Annotated in this window: 18 protein-coding genes and 1 riboswitch; of the genes, 9 read left to right on the top strand and 9 right to left on the bottom strand. The window is 64.5% G+C overall.

All coding sequences use genetic code 11. The features are described from left to right. Positions 1–34 precede the first annotated feature (34 nt). Positions 35–745: a nitroreductase gene (locus IG197_RS25670; RefSeq protein WP_067960837.1), complete on the bottom strand. Its 711-nt coding sequence runs from the start codon at positions 743–745 to the stop codon at positions 35–37. 182 nt (positions 746–927) lie between these two features. Here IG197_RS25670 and IG197_RS25665 point away from each other — a divergent pair, with 182 nt between their 5' ends. The 6 genes from IG197_RS25665 (at position 928) to IG197_RS25640 (ending at position 9,176) form a co-directional block, all read left to right on the top strand. After that, positions 928–1,518, top strand: a complete 591-nt coding sequence (locus tag IG197_RS25665; protein ID WP_246765248.1) for a helix-turn-helix domain-containing protein — start codon at positions 928–930, stop codon at positions 1,516–1,518. Positions 1,519–1,539: 21 nt separating this feature from the next. Continuing rightward, positions 1,540–3,993, top strand: coding sequence for an FAD-dependent oxidoreductase (locus tag IG197_RS25660; RefSeq protein ID WP_192315709.1), 2,454 nt, complete (start codon positions 1,540–1,542; stop codon positions 3,991–3,993). Continuing rightward, positions 3,990–4,679, top strand: a complete 690-nt coding sequence (locus IG197_RS25655; RefSeq protein ID WP_371746563.1) for an HAD-IA family hydrolase — start codon at positions 3,990–3,992, stop codon at positions 4,677–4,679. The genes IG197_RS25660 and IG197_RS25655 overlap by 4 nt, the downstream gene beginning before the upstream one ends. Position 4,680: 1 nt before the next feature. Beyond that, positions 4,681–5,862 (top strand): pyridoxal phosphate-dependent aminotransferase, encoded by a 1,182-nt coding sequence (locus tag IG197_RS25650; RefSeq protein WP_192315708.1) that lies wholly within the window; start codon positions 4,681–4,683, stop codon positions 5,860–5,862. Then, on the top strand, positions 5,859–8,303 hold the full coding sequence (locus IG197_RS25645) for an FAD-dependent oxidoreductase (protein WP_192315706.1): 2,445 nt from the start codon (positions 5,859–5,861) through the stop codon (positions 8,301–8,303). Before IG197_RS25650 ends, IG197_RS25645 begins: the two co-directional genes overlap by 4 nt. Positions 8,304–8,372: 69 nt before the next feature. Next, a complete protein-coding gene (locus IG197_RS25640; protein WP_067960830.1) occupies positions 8,373–9,176 on the top strand; it encodes a creatininase family protein in 804 nt (267 codons plus the stop codon). A 175-nt stretch (positions 9,177–9,351) separates the two neighbouring features. Here IG197_RS25640 and IG197_RS25635 read toward each other — a convergent pair whose 3' ends face one another. Further along, positions 9,352–9,855 carry a tyrosine phosphatase family protein gene (locus IG197_RS25635; RefSeq protein ID WP_192315704.1) on the bottom strand — a complete coding sequence of 168 codons (504 nt, stop codon included), beginning with the start codon at positions 9,853–9,855 and terminating at the stop codon, positions 9,352–9,354. Beyond that, the gene (cobD, locus tag IG197_RS25630; RefSeq protein WP_246765247.1) at positions 9,852–10,877 is read right to left on the bottom strand and encodes a threonine-phosphate decarboxylase CobD; all 1,026 of its coding nucleotides are present in this window, start codon (positions 10,875–10,877) and stop codon (positions 9,852–9,854) included. Before cobD ends, IG197_RS25635 begins: the two co-directional genes overlap by 4 nt. Before the next feature lie 31 nt (positions 10,878–10,908). Between cobD and cbiB the strand changes: the two genes are divergently transcribed. Next, a complete protein-coding gene (gene cbiB, locus IG197_RS25625) occupies positions 10,909–11,874 on the top strand; it encodes an adenosylcobinamide-phosphate synthase CbiB (protein WP_192315700.1) in 966 nt (321 codons plus the stop codon). A 10-nt stretch (positions 11,875–11,884) separates the two neighbouring features. Here the strand turns inward: cbiB and cobO are convergent, their stop codons facing one another. The 5 genes from cobO to IG197_RS25600 all read right to left on the bottom strand — a co-directional run bounded on the left by cobO (position 11,885) and on the right by IG197_RS25600 (position 14,962). Next, positions 11,885–12,502, bottom strand: coding sequence for a cob(I)yrinic acid a,c-diamide adenosyltransferase (gene cobO, locus IG197_RS25620; RefSeq protein ID WP_192319976.1), 618 nt, complete (start codon positions 12,500–12,502; stop codon positions 11,885–11,887). Then, on the bottom strand, positions 12,502–13,002 hold the full coding sequence (gene cobU / locus IG197_RS25615; RefSeq protein WP_371746562.1) for a bifunctional adenosylcobinamide kinase/adenosylcobinamide-phosphate guanylyltransferase: 501 nt from the start codon (positions 13,000–13,002) through the stop codon (positions 12,502–12,504). The genes cobO and cobU overlap by 1 nt, the downstream gene beginning before the upstream one ends. A 1-nt stretch (position 13,003) precedes the next feature. After that, positions 13,004–13,780, bottom strand: coding sequence for a CbtA family protein (locus tag IG197_RS25610; RefSeq protein WP_192315696.1), 777 nt, complete (start codon positions 13,778–13,780; stop codon positions 13,004–13,006). A gap of 16 nt (positions 13,781–13,796) precedes the next feature. Beyond that, positions 13,797–13,973, bottom strand: a complete 177-nt coding sequence (locus tag IG197_RS25605; protein ID WP_067960811.1) for a CbtB-domain containing protein — start codon at positions 13,971–13,973, stop codon at positions 13,797–13,799. Positions 13,974–14,007: 34 nt separating this feature from the next. After that, positions 14,008–14,205: riboswitch (cobalamin riboswitch) on the bottom strand. A gap of 67 nt (positions 14,206–14,272) precedes the next feature. Continuing rightward, positions 14,273–14,962 carry a gamma-glutamylcyclotransferase gene (locus tag IG197_RS25600; RefSeq protein WP_192315694.1) on the bottom strand — a complete coding sequence of 230 codons (690 nt, stop codon included), beginning with the start codon at positions 14,960–14,962 and terminating at the stop codon, positions 14,273–14,275. A gap of 121 nt (positions 14,963–15,083) precedes the next feature. Between IG197_RS25600 and IG197_RS25595 the strand changes: the two genes are divergently transcribed. Both IG197_RS25595 and IG197_RS25590 read left to right on the top strand, forming a co-directional pair. After that, a complete protein-coding gene (locus IG197_RS25595; protein ID WP_246765246.1) occupies positions 15,084–16,082 on the top strand; it encodes a DUF1624 domain-containing protein in 999 nt (332 codons plus the stop codon). After that, the gene (locus IG197_RS25590) at positions 16,079–16,555 is read left to right on the top strand and encodes an isoprenylcysteine carboxylmethyltransferase family protein (RefSeq protein WP_067960808.1); all 477 of its coding nucleotides are present in this window, start codon (positions 16,079–16,081) and stop codon (positions 16,553–16,555) included. Before IG197_RS25595 ends, IG197_RS25590 begins: the two co-directional genes overlap by 4 nt. Here IG197_RS25590 and IG197_RS25585 read toward each other — a convergent pair. Next, positions 16,552–17,307, bottom strand: coding sequence for a CPBP family intramembrane glutamic endopeptidase (locus tag IG197_RS25585; RefSeq protein ID WP_246765245.1), 756 nt, complete (start codon positions 17,305–17,307; stop codon positions 16,552–16,554). The genes IG197_RS25590 and IG197_RS25585 overlap by 4 nt on opposite strands. Between the last annotated feature and the right edge of the window lie 45 nt (positions 17,308–17,352).

Below are 17,352 nucleotides of genomic sequence, written 5' to 3'. Positions count from 1 at the left end.
TTAGCCGGCGCTGGGCGGCGCCGGCATTTCCCGGCTATTTCAGGAACTGCACCCACTCGTCGAGGGGCGCGCGGTCGGTGCGGAAGGTGCTTTCCGGCTTCGACGTGTCTTCGTGGCCCAGCGCCATGCCGCAGACCACGACCTCTTCCTCGGGAATGCTGAGCACCGGCCGGATCTGGCGGTGATAGGGCGCAAATGCTGCCTGCGGGCAGGTGTGCAGCCCCCGCGCCCGCGCCGCGATCATGATGTTCTGCAGGAACATGCCGTAGTCGATCCACGAGCCCTGGTTGAGCCTGCGGTCGATGGTGAAGATCATGCCGACCGGCGCGTCGAAGAAGACGAAATTGCGGTCGTGCTGGGCGCGCATGCGGTCGACGTCGCGGCGGCCGATGCCGAGCGTGCTGTAGAGCCCGAAGCCGTTGGCGCGGCGGCGGCCGAGATAGGGCTCGAAGAACTGGTCCGGGTAATATTTGTATTCGTCCCAGACGGCCTTTTCGGCACGCACGCCGGAATTCAGGATGGCCTCGCTGATGCCGCGCAACGTCTCGCCCGAGGTCACATAGACCTTCCACGGCTGCATGTTGGTGCCGGAAGGCGCACGTGCGGCAACGTCCAGGATGTCCCTGATGACACTGTCGTCGACCGGCGTCGGTAGGAATGCACGCACCGACCGGCGCGACACGATGGCCTCATCAACGATATCGGTTTCGTCGTAGTGCTGCGGTTTTTGGTCCGGTGCCAGCATCAGCTGTCCCTATGGCATGGCTATTGTCGGATCGCCCCTCACCGCCCGTCCGAAACCGAGCCTTTGCACTCTCTCCCGGAGTCTCGCAAGAGAAACTTGCTGGACTATGAAAATGGGCTTGAATTTTTCACCGCAATGCCATTTCATGAAATTCTTCCTTGAAATTTCACGAGGGCCGCATTTTGAGTTCCACCGTGTCGCTGCGCAAGGAAGGCAACGTCGCCGGCGATGTGCTGGCCAACGACCTGCGCGCGCTGCGCAAGTCGCGCGGGCTGACGCTCGCCGAGATCGCGATCAAGCTGGGCCGCTCGGTCGGTTGGGTGAGCCAGGTCGAGCGCGGATTGTCGACGCCATCGATCGGCGACCTTCGCGCCTTTGCCGAACTGTTCGGCGTGCCGATCAGCCTGTTCTTCGGCCATGAGGCCACCAATGACATCGAGCGCGGCGTCGTTGTCCGCTCCGGACGGCGGCGCTCGCTGGGCAGCAACGAATCCGGGCTGGTCGAGGAGCTCCTGTCACCCGACCTCGGCGGTAGCTTCGAAATGCTGCGCTCGATTTTCGCGCCCGGCGCCGGCATGGCAAAGCCTGTGACGCGCCCCACCGAAGAGGCCGGCTATGTCGCCTCGGGCGACTTCGACATCGAGATCGACGGCACCTGGCACAGCCTGGGCGAAGGCGACAGCTTCCGCTTCGACAACAAGCCATTCCGGTGGCGCAACCCCGGTTCGGTTCCGGCAGTGGTCATTTGGGTCGTATCGCCACCGGTCTACTGATTGCTTTTTTGGGAGGAAAAGATGGCTGAGTTGCCGAGCACGGCCCGCGTGGTGATCATCGGCGGAGGCGTTGTCGGAGTCTCGTCGCTCTATCACCTCGCCAAATCAGGCTGGACCGACTGCGTCTTGCTCGAAAAGAACGAGCTGACCTCCGGCTCGACCTGGCATGCCGCCGGCAACGTGCCCACCTTCTCGTCGTCCTGGTCGCTGATGAACATGCAGCGCTATTCGACCGAGCTTTATCGCAGGCTGGCGACCGAGGTCGACTACCCGATGAACTACCACGTCACCGGCTCGCTCCGCCTCGCCCACAGCAAGGAGCGCATGCAGGAGTTCCAGCGCGCCAAGGGCATGGGCCGCTACCAGGGCATGGATATCGACGTCATTGGCACAGATGAAATCAGGCGCCGCTACCCTTTCATCGAGACGCATGATCTCAAGGGCGCGCTCTACGATCCCAGTGACGGCGACATCGACCCGGCACAGTTGACCCAGGCGCTGGCCAAGGGGGCGCGCGACATGGGCGCAAAGATCATCCGCTTCTGCCCTGTCATTTCGGTCCGCCGCGACAAGGACGAATGGGTCGTTTCGTCCGAAAAGGGCGACATCCGCTGCGAAAAGGTGGTGAATGCGGCCGGTTATCGCGCCGCCGAAGTGGGAAAAATGTTCGGCCGCGACGTGCCGATGATGGTGATGAGCCACCAGTACATCCTGTTCGACGAAATCCCCGAACTGGCTGCATGGTCACGGGAAGCAGGCCAAAAGCTGCCGCTGCTGCGCGACGTCGACACCTCCTATTATCTCCGCCAGGAGAAGAACGGCATGAATCTCGGCCCCTATGAGCGCAATTGCCGCGCCCATTGGGCAACGCCCGACGACCAGATGCCTGCGGATTTTTCGTTCCAGCTCTACCCCGACGATCTAGAGCGGCTGGAATGGTATCTCGATGACGCCGTCCGCCGCGTGCCGATCCTCGGCACCGCCGGCCTGTCCAAGATCATCAACGGCCCGATCCCCTACGCCCCCGACGGCAACCCGCTGATCGGCCCGATGCCCGGCGTGCCAAATGCCTTCGAAGCCTGCGTCTTCACCTTCGGCATCGCCCAGGCCGGTGGCGCCGGCAAGGTGTTGGCCGAGTGGGTTACCAGGGGCGAGACCGAATGGGACATGTGGTCCTGCGACCCACGCCGTTTCACGTCGTTTGCCTCAGCGACCGACTATGCGGTTGCCAAGGGGATGGAGGTCTACGGCCACGAGTACGCCATCCATTTCCCCCGCCACGCCTGGCCCGCGGCGCGTAACCGCAAGCTCTCGCCGATCCACGACCGGATCGCCGCCCTCGGCGCGCAGTTCAACGCCTATAATGGCTGGGAGCGCGCCACCTGGTATGCCCAGCCCGGCGACGACACCTCGGAAGCATCGACCCAGACCTTCGCCCGTTCCGGCCCCTGGGAGAAACGCATCCGCGAGGAATGCCTCGCCGTCCGCGATGCCGCCGGCATCCTCGACCTGCCCGGATTCAGCCGCTTCAATCTCGACGGGCCGGGTGCCGCCGCGTGGCTCGAGACGCAGGTCACCGGTACCGTGCCCAAGGTCGGCCGCATCGGGTTGTGCTATTTCGCCGACGATCACGGCCGCATCGTCACCGAGATGTCGGTTGTCCGCCATTCCGACGACCTGATGACGCTGATAACCGCAGCGGTTGCCCAGTGGCACGATTTCGAGTGGCTGAAAGCGCACATGCCTGCCGGCGCCACCTTCAAGCTGATAGACCGCACCGAGGAGTATTCGGCCCAGATCCTCGCTGGCCCCAACTCCAGGAAAATCCTGGTCGAGGTCTGCGAGGCGGACCTCGCGGCCCCTTGGCTGACGCATCAGGAGACGACCATCGCCGGGCGCTGGGCCAAGCTGGTGCGCGTTTCATTTGCCGGTGAGCTCGGCTGGGAGATCCACACAAAGGTCGCCGACACGGCGACCGTGTTCGACGCTCTCTGGGCCGCCGGCCAGAAGCACGGGCTAAAACCCTTCGGCATGTTCGCGCTCGACGCGCTGCGGTTGGAAAAGGGTTACCGCGCCTGGAAAGGCGATCTTTCGACCGACTACACCATCCTGCAGGGCGGGCTCGAGCGTTTCGTCAAATGGGACAAGGCCGACTTTCGCGGCAAGACGGCGCTGCTCAACGAGAAGCAGCAGGGCACAAAGAAACGTTTCGTCACGCTTGTCATCGACACGCCGGGCGAATGCGACGCGCCCTACATGTCGACGCTCTGGCACAATGGAACAATTGTCGGTGAGACCACGTCAGGAGGATGGGGCCACAGGGTAGACAAATCGATCGCGCTGGGCATGCTGCGAACCGATCTGGCCGTGCCGGGCGTTACCATCGAAGTCGAGATTTTCGGGGAGCGCTTCAGCGCCACGGTCCAAGAGGACAAGCCCTTGTGGGATCCCGAAAACGAAAGGCTACGCTCATAATGTCCCTTCCCCATTCCGGTCGCGCCTTCGGCGCCTTCATGTTCGACATGGACGGCACCATCCTGAGCTCGATCGCCTCGACTGAACGCGTCTGGAGCGCATGGGCAATCAAGCACGGCCTCGACGTCGAGAGCTTCCTGCCGACCATCCATGGCGTTCGGGCCTATGAGACCATCCGCAGGCTGAACCTGCCCGGCGTCGACGTCATGGCGGAAGTCGAGGCTCTGACCCAGGCCGAGTTCGACGACGTCGACGGCATCGCATCGATCCATGGTGCAGCGAACTTCCTCAATGCACTGCCTGTCGAGCGCTGGGCGATCGTGACGTCGGCACCGCGCCGGCTGGCACTGCGCCGGCTGGAGGCCGCGGGCCTACCTGTCCCGCCGATCATGGTCACCGGCGAGGATGTCGCCAACGGCAAGCCTGCGCCCGACTGCTTCCTGCTCGGTGCTGAGCGGCTCGGCCACAGGCCGGAAGATTGCCTGGTGTTCGAGGATGCGCCGGCAGGCATTCGCGCGGCGGAAGCCGCTGGCGCGCAGGTGCTGGTCATCACCGCCACCCACAACCATGCCGGCGGCACCCCGCATCCTTCGGTTACTGGCTATGGCGCGCTGACGCCCCGGCTCGACGGCACGAGCAGGCTGACACTCGCCCGTCTGGCGGCCTTGCAGGATGCAGGAGCCTGAGATGCCGAAACCATCCGCCCGCATCTCCGGCATCGTCCCATCAGGCAAGGACGGCTGGGAAGTGCATTTCGCCGCCATGACACGCAAGCAGGCCGGCGAAGACATCATCATGCTGTCGGTCGGCGACCACGATTTCGATACGCCGTCGGAGACGGTCGAGGCCTGTGTCGACGCAGTGCGCGCCGGCTACCACCACTACACACAACTGCCCGGCCTGCCGCGCCTGCGTGCTGCCATGGCCAGGATCTCCACGCGCTGCAGCGGCGTCGACACCGCACTCTCCGAAATCATCGCCACGCCGGGCGGCCAGGCCGCTCTCTACGCCGCGGTCCAGGCAACGCATGATCCGGGCGACCACGCCGTGGTCGTGGCGCCCTATTACGCCACCTACCCCGGCACCTTCCGCGCCGCCGGCGCCGGCTACACCGTCGTCGAGGCGCACGCATCGGATGGCTTCCAGCCGCGTGCCCAAGAGATCGAGACGGCGCTGAAGCCCAACACGCGCTCGATCCTCATCAACACGCCGAACAACCCGACCGGTGCCGTCTATAGCAGGAAATGCCTGGAGGACATCGCCGAGCTTTGCATCCGACGCGACCTCTGGCTGCTCTCCGACGAGGTCTATTGGACGCTCGGCGGCGGCGAACATGTGTCGCCCCGGGCCCTTCCCGGCATGGCCGAACGCACGCTCATCATCAACTCGATGTCCAAAAGCCACGGCATGACCGGCTGGCGCATCGGCTGGCTCACCGCCCCAGCCGACCTCGTCTCGCTGGTCATCAACCTCAACCTCGTCACCACCTACGGCCTGACCGACTTCGTCAGCCGCGCAGCGATCGAAGCGCTGGAAAACGATTTCGGCGTTGAATGGATCGCGGCCACCTATGCCGGCCGCCGCAGCCTGTTCGTCGACCAGATGCGTGGACTGAACAACGTCACCGTGCGCGGCTCCGAAGGCGGCATGTATGTCATGCTCGACGTCAGCGCCATCGAACCCGACTGCGAAAAATTCGCCTGGGATCTGCTCGAAGCCGAGAAGGTCGCCGTCATGCCTGGCAAGAGCTTCGGCGACGCCGCCGCAGGTCACATCCGCATCAGTCTGTGCCAGCCCGACGACGTGCTGAGGGAGGCCGCCGGCCGCCTGAGGCGCTTCGCCAACAGCTACGAGAGGTCTGCCGCATGACCGAAATCCCCACCCGTGCCCGCGCCGTCATCATTGGCGGCGGTGTGTCCGGCTGCTCCGTCGCCTATCATCTGGCGAAGCTCGGCTGGACCGATATCGTGCTTCTGGAGCGCAAGCAGCTCACCTCAGGGACGACATGGCACGCGGCGGGGTTGATCGGACAGTTGCGCGCGTCGCAGAACATGACCCGGCTGGCGAAGTATTCGGCCGACCTCTACGTCAGGCTCGAGGAAGAGACCGGCGTCGCCACCGGCATGCGCCAGGTCGGCTCGATCACCGTCGCGCTGACCGAGGAGCGCAAGCACGAGATCTACCGCCAGGCTTCGCTCGCCCGCGCCTTCAATGTCGACGTGCGCGAGATTTCGCCTGGAGAAGTCAAGGAGATGTATCCGCATCTCAATGTCTCCGACGTTGTCGGTGCCGTGCATCTGCCGCTCGACGGCCAGTGCGACCCGGCCAACATCGCGATGGCCTTGGCCAAGGGCGCACGGCAGCGTGATGCAAGGATCATCGAGAACGTCAAGGTCACGAAGGTCCTTACGAAGAATGGCCGTGTTTCCGGCGTGTCATGGGCGCAAGGCGGCGAACAGGGAACCATCGAGACCGACATCGTCGTCAACTGCGCCGGCATGTGGGCGCGCGAGCTGGGCGCCAAGAACGGTGTCAGCATCCCGCTGCATGCCTGCGAGCATTTCTACCTCGTCACCGAAGCCATTCCCGGCCTCGGCCGCCTGCCGGTGCTGCGCGTGCCCGACGAATGCGCCTACTACAAGGAAGACGCCGGCAAGATGATGCTCGGCGCGTTCGAGCCGGTGGCCAAGCCCTGGGGCATGGACGGCATCCGCGAGGATTTCTGCTTCGACCAGTTGCCCGAGGACATGGATCATTTCGCCCCGATCCTCGAAATGGGCGTCAACCGCATGCCGATGCTGGAAACCGCCGGCATCCACACCTTCTTCAATGGGCCCGAGAGCTTCACCCCCGACGACCGCTATTATCTCGGCGAGGCGCCGGAGCTGGGCGGCTACTGGGTCGCCGCCGGCTACAATTCCATCGGCATCGTCTCATCTGGCGGTGCCGGCATGGCGCTGGCGCAGTGGATCCATGACGGCGAAGCGCCGTTCGACCTCTGGGAGGTCGACATCCGCCGCGCCCAGCCATTCCAGAAGAACCGGCGTTATCTCAAGGAGCGCGTCTCGGAGACGCTGGGCCTGCTTTATGCCGACCATTTCCCCTATCGCCAGATGGCGACATCGCGGAACATCAGGCGCTCGCCCCTGCATGAGCACCTGAAGGCGCGCGGAGCGGTGTTCGGCGAAGTCGCCGGCTGGGAGCGCGCCAACTGGTTTGCGCGCGAAGGCCAGGTGCGCGAATACAGATATTCCTGGAAGCGGCAGAACTGGTTCGACAACCAGCGCGACGAACACCTGGCAGTCCGCAACGGCGTCGGCCTGTTCGACATGACTTCCTTCGGCAAAATCAAGATCGAGGGCCGTGATGCGCTGGCCTATCTGCAGCGCCTCTGCGCCAACGACATGGATGTCGAGCCCGGCCGGATCGTCTACACCCAGATGCTCAACCAGCGCGGCGGCATCGAAAGCGACCTGACGGTCACACGGCTTTCACCGACGGTCTTCCTGGCCGTCGTGCCCGGCGCCACGCTTCGCCGCGACCTCGCCTGGCTGCGGAGGCATCTTCGCGACGAATTCGTCGTCATCACCGACGTAACTCCGGCAGGATCGGTGCTCTGCCTGATGGGACCGAATTCGCGGGAGCTGATCGAAAAAGTCAGCCCCAACGATTTCTCCAACGACAAAAATCCGTTCGGAACCTGGCAGGAGATCGAGATCGGCATGGGCCTTGGCCGCGCCCATCGCGTCACCTATGTCGGCGAACTCGGTTGGGAGCTCTATATTCCGACCGACCAGGCGGCGCATGTATTCGAGGTCATCGAGGAAGCCGGCGCCGATCTTGGGCTGAAGCTGTGCGGCCTCCACGCGCTCGATTCCTGCCGCATCGAGAAGGCTTTTCGGCATTTCGGCCATGACATCACCGACGAGGATCATGTTCTGGAGGCCGGACTCGGCTTTGCGGTCAAGACCGGCAAGGGCGACTTCATCGGCCGCGACGCGGTGCTGCGCAAGCGCGAGGCGGGTCTTGCCCGCCGGTTGGTCCAGTTCCGGCTGACCGACCCCGAGCCGCTGCTGTTCCACAACGAGGCCATCGTCCGCAACGGCAAGATCGTCGGCACGATCACCTCGGGCAATTATGGCCATTATCTCGGCGGCGCCATCGGGCTCGGTTATGTCCCCTGCGCTAACGAGACCGAGGCAGACGTGCTCGGTTCGCGCTACGAGATCGAGATCGCCGGCGAACGTTTTACCGCCGAAGCCTCGCTGCAGCCGATGTACGATCCCAAGGCCGAACGCGTGCGCATGTAGCCGCCCCTTACAAAATCGCCCGCGCTGACATATTCAAACGGAGGCAAATTCATGCGGCGAGGCCGGGCAGTGACGAAAAAGCAGCGACGCGTCTGGTGGGGCGACTTCAAGGCGGCCGATTTCGCCGGTCTCGATCCGGAAATGACGATCGCCGTCATCCCTGTCGCGGCCATCGAGCAACACGGCCCGCATCTGCCCGTCTCGACCGACCTTTCGATCATGGAAGGCATGCTGGCCGAGACCTTCGCCCATCTGCCCGACGACCTCGACGCCCGCTTCCTGCCGATCCAGGCAGTCGGCAAGTCCGACGAGCATATGCAGGCACCCGGCACGCTCAGCCTGCCCGCCAATATGCTGGTCGACGCCTGGACCGAACTCGGCGCCTCGATCGCCCGCGCGGGCATCCGCAAGTTCGTGTTCGTCACCTCGCATGGCGGCAATGAGGAGGTGATGGGCATCGTCTCGCGCGAACTGCGGGTGCGCTTCTACGCCCTGTCGGTGCGCTCGAGCTGGGGCCGCTTCGGCACGCCCGACGGCCTCTACCTTCCTCGCGAGATCCAGCTCGGCATTCATGGCGGCGATGTCGAGACTTCGCTGATGCTGCATTTCCGCCCCGAGCTGGTCGAGATGGCAAAGGCCCAGGACTTTGCCTCCAGCTTCGAGCGCACTGAGGCCGAGTTCGACCTGCTGCGCTCACATGGCCCACACGGCTTCTCGTGGATATCAAGCGATCTCAACCCGCATGGCGTGGTCGGCAATGCGCTCGCCGCCACCGCCGAGAAAGGGCGGCTGACGGCCACACATCAAGCCAAGGGCTTCGTTCGCCTGCTGCAGGACATCCGCAAGGCGAAGTTGGCGGAATGGCTGGCGTAGAGATGGTGCGTCCTTCGAGGCTCGCCGATCGAAAGACAGCGGCTCAACGGGGTGAAGGGTCGCACGACCGGCCTCATCCTGAGGTGTGAGCCCGAACGGTCTGCGCTGTTGTGCACAGCCCATCGGCGGGCGGGCCCTGAAGGACGTACGACCAGCCAAGCTGAACCCTGACCGCCTAGACCTCCAGCCCGAATGTCACGCCCTCGAAACAATCGGCGCCACGACCGATGGCGGCGATCGCCGTCACCATGCGCCCGTTGCGTCCCAGAACGTGGTCTGCCACCGCAATCAGCCGCGGATTGGGCGTTGCCGTTGGTGAAAGTCTCCGCAACAGCAGGGCAAGCTCCGTCTCGTCGCGCGACGGATCGAATGCCGCAGCGATAATGTAGGCCGACGCCGTCGACCGGCTTACACCAGCCCAGCAATTGATCGCCAGCGGCCGCGAGCGGTCCCAGGCGCGAGCGAAATCGAGCAATTGCCGCACATGGGCCTCGCCGGGCAGCGTCATGCCGTCCTGCTCGACCGCGATGTCGTGCATGTTCATCAAAAGGTGATTCTCGGCGCGGATCGACACTGGCCGCGTCATTTCCATTCCGGCCGAAAGCAGTGAGACAAGCCGCTCGGCCCCGATGCGCGCAACTGTCTCGTCGACCTTCGAAAGCGGGCAGACAAAGATCACGGCGCAGCCTCCTTCTTCGCCGCTTCCCGGTCCTGCGCCCAGTCACCCAGGGCCACGTCAAGCCGCCGCCACTCGACTTCGTGGCCCGGCAGGCCGCAGCGCAACTGGGTCGGTCGATCGGTGAAACCGCGCACCAGGATACCCTCGCGCCCCAGTGCCTTGAACAGCCCGGCGGCGTCGGAAATGTCGACATGGCGGAACAGCGACGTGCCACCGGTGACGATCACGCCAGCGCGGGCAAAGGCCTGGTCGAGACGATGCGCGGCATGCGCCAGCGTCGTCCGCATCTCACGCTGCCAGTCAGCATCCGACAGTGCCTTGATGCCATACTCGAGCGACGGTACGGCCACCGACCAGGGCCCGAGCTCTTCCTCCAGTCGACCGGCGATATCGGGGTGGGCCAGTGCAAAGCCGAGACGGATGCCGGCCAGCCCGTAGAACTTGCCGAAGGAGCGCAGCACCACGAGGCCACTATGTTCGACGTCGCCGGCAAGGCTCTGCGCCTGCGGGCCGACGTCCATGAACGCCTCGTCGACGACCAGAAGCCCACCGCGGGCGCGCAGGCTGGCGGCCAGTTCAAGCAGGTCCTTGCGCTGCACGACACGGCCGTCAGGGTTGTTCGGATTGACCACGACGGCGAGGTCGGCGTCGAAAAGCTGCCCGAAATCGCGCGTCTCGGCCACCTGATGACCGGCGATCGCAGCGGCGCGGGCGTGTTCCTGATAGGTCGGCCCGAGCACGAGGGCGCGGCCGGACCGCACCAGCGAGGCGATGCGCGGCAATAGAATCTGCGTGCCCGGCGCCGGCACCACATGGGCGGCCGAGGGCGCACCGTAAGCAGTTGCGGCAACCGCTGCGAGGTCGCGCGCCCGACCCGGCTCGGGCAGGCGCGACAAGGCTGTGGCAGGCAGCTCGAAAAGCGGATAGGAGTTTGGATTGATCCCGGTCGACAGGTCGACGAATGGCTCGGGCGCTCCCGGAAACAGCGCCCTCGCCCGTTCCAGGCTGCCGCCGTGGTCCACGGTCCCTGTCCTACGTCCTGCAAGAAGCGTCATGTCTTTTCCGCTCGCCTTCCTGTCGCTTCTGGTTGAACTCGGTCTCGGCTATCCGGACCGGCTTGTGCGCAAGATCGGTCATCCGGTCATCTGGATCGGTAAGCTGATATCCTTTCTCGACATCAGCCTCAACCGAGCCACCGATACCGACGCTCAGCGCCGCATCTGGGGTGTCGCCGCCCTCGTCGTCATCGTCACAGTGCCCGCCACAATCGCCTTCGCCCTGGAGCGGCTGTTCGGTTTGCTGCCCCTCGGCATGCTCTTGACCGCCATCGCCGCTTCCAGCCTCGTCGCCCAGCGCAGCCTCGGCAGCCATGTGAAGGCGGTCGCCGACGCGCTCGACAGCGGCGGTATCATTGCCGGCCGCAAGGCCGTGTCGCAGATCGTCGGCCGCGACCCCGAGCGTCTCGACGAAGCAGGCGTCAGCCGTGCCGCAATCGAGAGCCTGGCCGAAAACTTCTCCGACGGCATCACCGCACCTGCCTTCTGGCTCGCCATCTCAGGTTTCGCTGGAGGTGCCGCCTACAAGGCGGCCAACACCGCCGATTCGATGATCGGCCACCGCACCAGCCGCCACGGAGCCTTCGGCTGGGCCGCCGCCCGTTTCGACGACCTCATCAACCTGCCGGCCTCACGCCTGACCGCGCTTGCCATCGTGCTCGCCGCCTTTCTCGTGCCCGGCGCCGACCCGAAGGCCGCCTGGGAGGCCGTCTGGCGCGACGCCCAAAAACATCGTTCACCCAATGCCGGCTGGCCCGAGGCCGCCATGGCCGGCGCGCTCGGCCTCGCCCTTGCCGGCCCTCGCGCCTATGGCGGCGTTTTGGTCGAGGACGCCTTCATGGGCGCGGGCGGCCGCCGGGACGCCAATGCCCGGGATATCCGCGCAGCACTCCGCCTCTACTGGACCGCCGACGCCATCCTGGTCGGCGCCATCGGCCTGATCGGCTTCGCCATCTGGCTCTGACACAGCAGCGCTAGAACTCGATTCCCTTCTGAGCCTTCACGCCGGCCGAGAAGTGATGCTTGGTCGCGCCCATCTCGGTGACAAGGTCGGCAGCCTCGACCAGCGCCGGCTTGGCGTTGCGGCCGGTGACCACGACATGCAGGCCCTCGCGACGGTTCTTCAGCGTCGCGACCACCGCCTCCAGATCGAGATAGTCATAGCGCAGTGCGATATTGAGCTCGTCGAGCACGACAAGCGAAATTGTCGGGTCGGCCAGCAGTTCCTGCGCCTTTGCCCAGGCTGCTTCGGCGGCGGCGATGTCGCGCTTGATGTCCTGCGTCTCCCAGGTAAAGCCCTCGCCCATCGTGTGCCAGACGGCGCGGTCACCGAAGGCGGCGAATGCGTCCTGCTCGCCCGAATGCCAGGCGCCCTTGATGAACTGCACGACGCCAACCCGCTGGCCATAACCCAGCATGCGCAGCGCCAGACCGAATGCCGCGGTCGACTTGCCCTTGCCGGGACCCGTGTTGACGATCAGCAGCCCCTTCTCGACGATGGTCTTGCCGGCGACCTCGGCATCCTGAACCGCCTTGCGCTTGGCCATCTTGGCGCGGTGACGTTCGGCTTCCTGCTCGTCGATCGTCTTCATCATTTCACCTTCATCGGCAGGCCGGCGACAAGAAACAGCACCTCTTCGGCCACGGCCGCCACCTTCTGATTGAGCCTGCCGGCATCGTCACGAAAACGGCGGGCCAGTGCATTGTCGGGCACGATGCCGAGCCCAACCTCGTTGGAGACCACGAACCACGGCCCGCGCGGACGCGACAGTGCCTCGACGAGCGCCGCACATTCGGCCTCGACGTCATGATCGGCCAGCAGATGATTGGTAAGCCAAAGCGTCAGGCAGTCGACCAGAACAGGCGCGCCATCGGGCAGGCTGGCGAGCGCGCCGACCAGATCCAGCGGCGCGTCGAGCGTCCGCCAGCCCTCGCCACGGCGTCCCAGATGGATCGAAATGCGCTCACGCATCTCGTCGTCATAAGCCTGCGCCGTGGCAACATAGGTCCACGGCGCAGGAAATTGGGTGATGAGCTGCTCGGCATGCGCGCTCTTGCCGGAGCGCGCGCCGCCGAGCAGGAGGGTCAGCATCTCAGGCAAGGCGGCTGTTCAGAGACGGCGCCGGCTCGCTCATGAAGCGGTTGCGCACATAGCCCGCCACCGCACCCAGCACGACCCAGAACACCAGATTGGTGATGGTGACGGCGACGACGAAGCTGTGGTGCAGGTCTGCTGGAATCGGCGACTCGTGGCTTTCCGGTTGCGGTGCACCGACGATGTGCGGCGCAACGATCAGCACCACACCGAGTATCGCCAGCGGCAGCGACTGCTTGAAGGCGATCAGCGCGAGACCCGCCGCGGTGGCGACGACGGTCAGCGTCCACCAGATCTGGCGTGCGCCAAGATCGGCGGCCGGCATCGCCGGCAGCTCCGGCGGCAGGCCAAGACCGGGAGCCAGGGTAAACACGGCAAAGCCGGCAAAGCCCCAGAACACGCCCTGGCGCCAGTTGGCGATGCCACCGGCAAACTCGGAAACGGCGATCAGGATCAGGCCGAAAGCGATGCCGCTGACGATATTGGCGAGCGCCGAATAGGCAAAACGTTCAGCGCCGTCGGCCGGAGCCCAGGCTTCTTCTTCGGCTGGCGCCGCAGTCTGTGCCGCCGTGGTTTCGGCGCCGGCCGCAGGGGCGGTCGCCTCAGTACCGGCAACTGGTGCCGCGGCGTGCTCATGGCCACCGCCGGCGTTCTCATAGGTCTCCGCCTTGAGGATCAGCGGGACGGTTGCATAGGTCTGGAGTGCGGCAAGGACCACGCCTGCCAATAGCCCGCTGATCGCCGCGATGAACACGACGTTTCTGAAGATGGACATTGTTGGATCGCCTTGGTTAGTGGCAGGGGAAAGCCATCGAGTGGCGATAGTCGTGGGCAGCGTTGTGCACCACGTCCATATGCGAGAACCCGAGGAAGCCAACAACGAAAAGGCCGAGCAGCGCGGCAAGCGCCAGCTGCATGCTACGCGACTGCGAAGAGACGTCGGTGCCGAGAGCAGAAACAGTGTTCATCACAAGTCCTTTCGCCCTCCACCCGAGGGCACAGAGATAAGTGCCTGTCGCCGGCAGGTCTCCTGGCTTGCGGATCGGCACCCTTCCCCGCCTTCCCGAAGCAAGCTTCAGTGGCATTTGAGGAGAGCTAACCGCATACAGTTGCGGGGGCAGCCACGGCTTTGGACCTTCAAATGGCCCTTACCGCATTCCCTCTTGATTCCGTAACGGAACCGACGACGCCGCAACTATAGAAACAAATGGCTTGGGCGGCAAACCAAATTCCGACGCCGCCGCGCTCGAAAGCGGCGTTCCGGCGATCATCCGCGGGCCACGATTCGCTCGGCCACCAGATGCTGGAGCCGCCACAGATGCCGGTCGTGGATCGCCCGCTGCTCGAGGTTGCTGACCACATTATAGAGATAGTCCGCAGCCGAACCCCAATGGCCGCAGGTCGTCGCCAGTCGCTCCGCCACCGCGTCCTCGCCCAGCGCGCCGGCATAGGCGTGGCCTTTGCGGTTGATGACGAAGGCGAGCGCGGTCAACGGACCTTCATCGGTGGCGAGCTTCAGCCAGCGCGGCTTGTAGGTGGAGGGTTTCAGCGTCATCTCGCGGCGAAACAGCTTGTCCAGCTGCTCGCGGCGGTCGCCGTCCGTCAGCCTGAGCGCCACGCCCTTGCACTGGCCGCCGCGATCCATGCCCATCATCAGTCCAGGCTCAGCCTTTGTGGCGCGCCAGCGGGTCATGTTGATGCAGAACGAACGGTGCCAGCCGCGCGCCAGCGCCACCCTTTCGTCGGTGTGCTCCACCTCGGGTTTCCAGATCAGCGATCCATAGGCAAACAGCCACAACGGTCCATTGCCGGGACGCGCGGCAAGCGTCTCGTCGATCATCACCTCATAGTCGGCGTCGTCGAGATGCATCGCATCGGGGTCGGGGCCCGTGTCAGCGACCTCGCGATGGCAACGCGCCACCAGCTCCTCGGTCAGCGCCATCTTTCGTCCGCTCATGCCCGCCCCATCAATTGCTTAACCCTGTGCACGACAGACAGTTCTGCTCTCTTCCGCCCCGCTTCAACCATGATAGTGCTGCATGGGCGCTGCAACACCCGAAAACGCAGAAGCGAACAACATGACGATGCAACCGGACCCCGACCAGATCAAAGCACCTTCTCGGCGCGTATCGGTCATCGACATCGCCCGCGGCGTAGCCCTGATCGCCATGGCGATCTACCACTTCGCCTGGGACCTCGAATTCTTCGGTTATGCCGATCCGGGCATGACCGCCTATGGCAACTGGAAGCTGTTCGCGCGCTGCATCGCCTCGAGCTTCCTGTTCCTCGTCGGTGTCAGCCTGGTGCTGGCACATGCCAAGGGCATCCGCTGGCCCGGCTATTTCAGGCGGCTCGCCATGGTGACAGCGGCGGCACTAGCGATCACCGTCGCCACCTGGTTCGCCACGCCAGACACCTTCATCTTCTTCGGCATCCTGCATCATATCGCGCTCGCCAGCGTGCTTGGCCTTGCCTTCCTACGCGTCCCGCCGGTGCTGACGCTGATCGCCGCTGCTCTGGTGATCGTAGCACCCCACTATCTGCGCTCGGAGGCGTTCAATCACCCGGCCCTGGTCTGGATCGGCCTTTCCACCGCCAACCCGCGCTCCAACGATTTCGTCCCGCTGTTCCCCTTCTTCGGCGCGGTGCTGGCTGGCATCGGCGTCGCCGGACTGGCGCTCAGGGCAGGCCTGATCGAAAAGATGGCGCGGCTTCAGCCCGGCGCCTGGTCGCGCCCCCTCTCCTTCTTTGGTCGCCACAGCCTTGCCTTTTACCTCATTCACCAGCCGGTGATGATCTCGCTGGTCTGGCTCTTCGCCCAGCTCTTCCCGGCCCCGGTCGAAACCCGCGAGGTCACTTTCCTGAAATCCTGCCAGCTTTCCTGCGAGCAGAGCCGCGACACCGATTTCTGCTCGCGCTACTGTGTCTGCATGCTCGACGAGTTGCAGAAGGATGATTCGTTCGATCGGCTCTATGCCTCCGACCAGAGCCCGAAGTTGAAGGCCCATGTCGGGCAGACCGCCGCCATGTGCACGACAAGCACCGAAAATCAGACGATACCAGGAGGAGCGCAGTGACCAATCCCAACGCCGCCCCCAGCAAGGTGCCATGGCCGCCGATCCTCTACCTCGCAGCAATCGTGGTGGCGGCGGTGCTCGGACTGCTCTATCCCTTGCCGTGGATCACCGAACCGCTGTCGGACTTGCTTTTTGCCGCCGGCTGGCTGGCGGTTGCCGGCGTTGTTGCGATCTATTATTCGGCCATGCAGACGCTGAAGCGGGCCAAGACCACCATCCGCCCCGACAGGCCGTCCGAGCATCTGGTCACGTCGGGCGCCTTCTCCTTCACCCGCAACCCGATCTATTTCGCCAACACGCTGCTGATGATCGCCATCGGGCTGATCACCGCAAATGTCTGGTTCCTGGCGCTGGCCCTCATTGCCGCCTTTGCCACGCAAAAGCTCGCCATCGTACCGGAGGAAAAGCACCTGCAGGCACGTTTCGGCAAGAAATACATCGATTACGCGAAGAAGGTCCGGCGCTGGATCTAACCGGCGACGGCGGTCGCTTGCTTTCGGAGAAAACTGCTCGTCCCATAGACGGCGACGATCGCCAGCGCGAACACCAGCCATAAGATCAAGCCGATCCATTGATGCTGGGCCGCATCGCCGCCTTCAAACACGCGGCCGAGATAGCGGACGCTGTTCTGGTGAGATGCATGCATCAGGATCGCCGGCAGCACGCTTCCGGCCGAGTTCTGGTACAGCCACGTGAACACCACCGCTGCCGCCATGACATTGAGCGCGCTGGAAATGCTGTAGTCGTTCAGCAGCACCAGCGGCAGGTGCCAGGCCGCCCAGATCAGCCCGAGCACCAGACTGGCATTCAGCGCTCCGCGCTCGCCGAGAAGCAAGGGCAGTGCAAAGCCCCGCCATCCCGGCTCCTCGCCAAGCGGACCGCTGAAAACCATGAGCAACGCGACCATGACGGCGATTTCCGTGACGGCCGGCACATTCGCCCAGTCTGGCGGGGCCGAGCCGAACATCGGATTGAGCCAGATCGCAAGCAGTTGCACCGCCAGCGGCATGCCGATCGCCACCAGGTACCACACCGGAGGCACACGCCACTTAACAACCGAGGCAAGCAGGGCACGTACCCTTGGCCAGCCGCCCAGGACAGCCGAAATGACGATGGCAGCGACAAACGGGCCGAAGGTGAACCAGGCGATGTCTTCGCCGCCTGCCCGATAGAACGGAATGAAGCCTATCCAGGTGATCGTGAATGCCAGCAGCACGAAGCTCACGACCGGCCAGTCGCGAACCGTCCTGACGAGCATGGACATTGGAGC

It is taken from the genome of Aminobacter sp. SR38 (assembly GCF_014843375.1).
GTDB lineage: Bacteria > Pseudomonadota > Alphaproteobacteria > Rhizobiales > Rhizobiaceae > Aminobacter > Aminobacter ciceronei.
The sequence above is the reverse complement of the archived record's forward strand: the minus strand, read 5'-3'. Positions and strand labels throughout refer to the sequence as shown.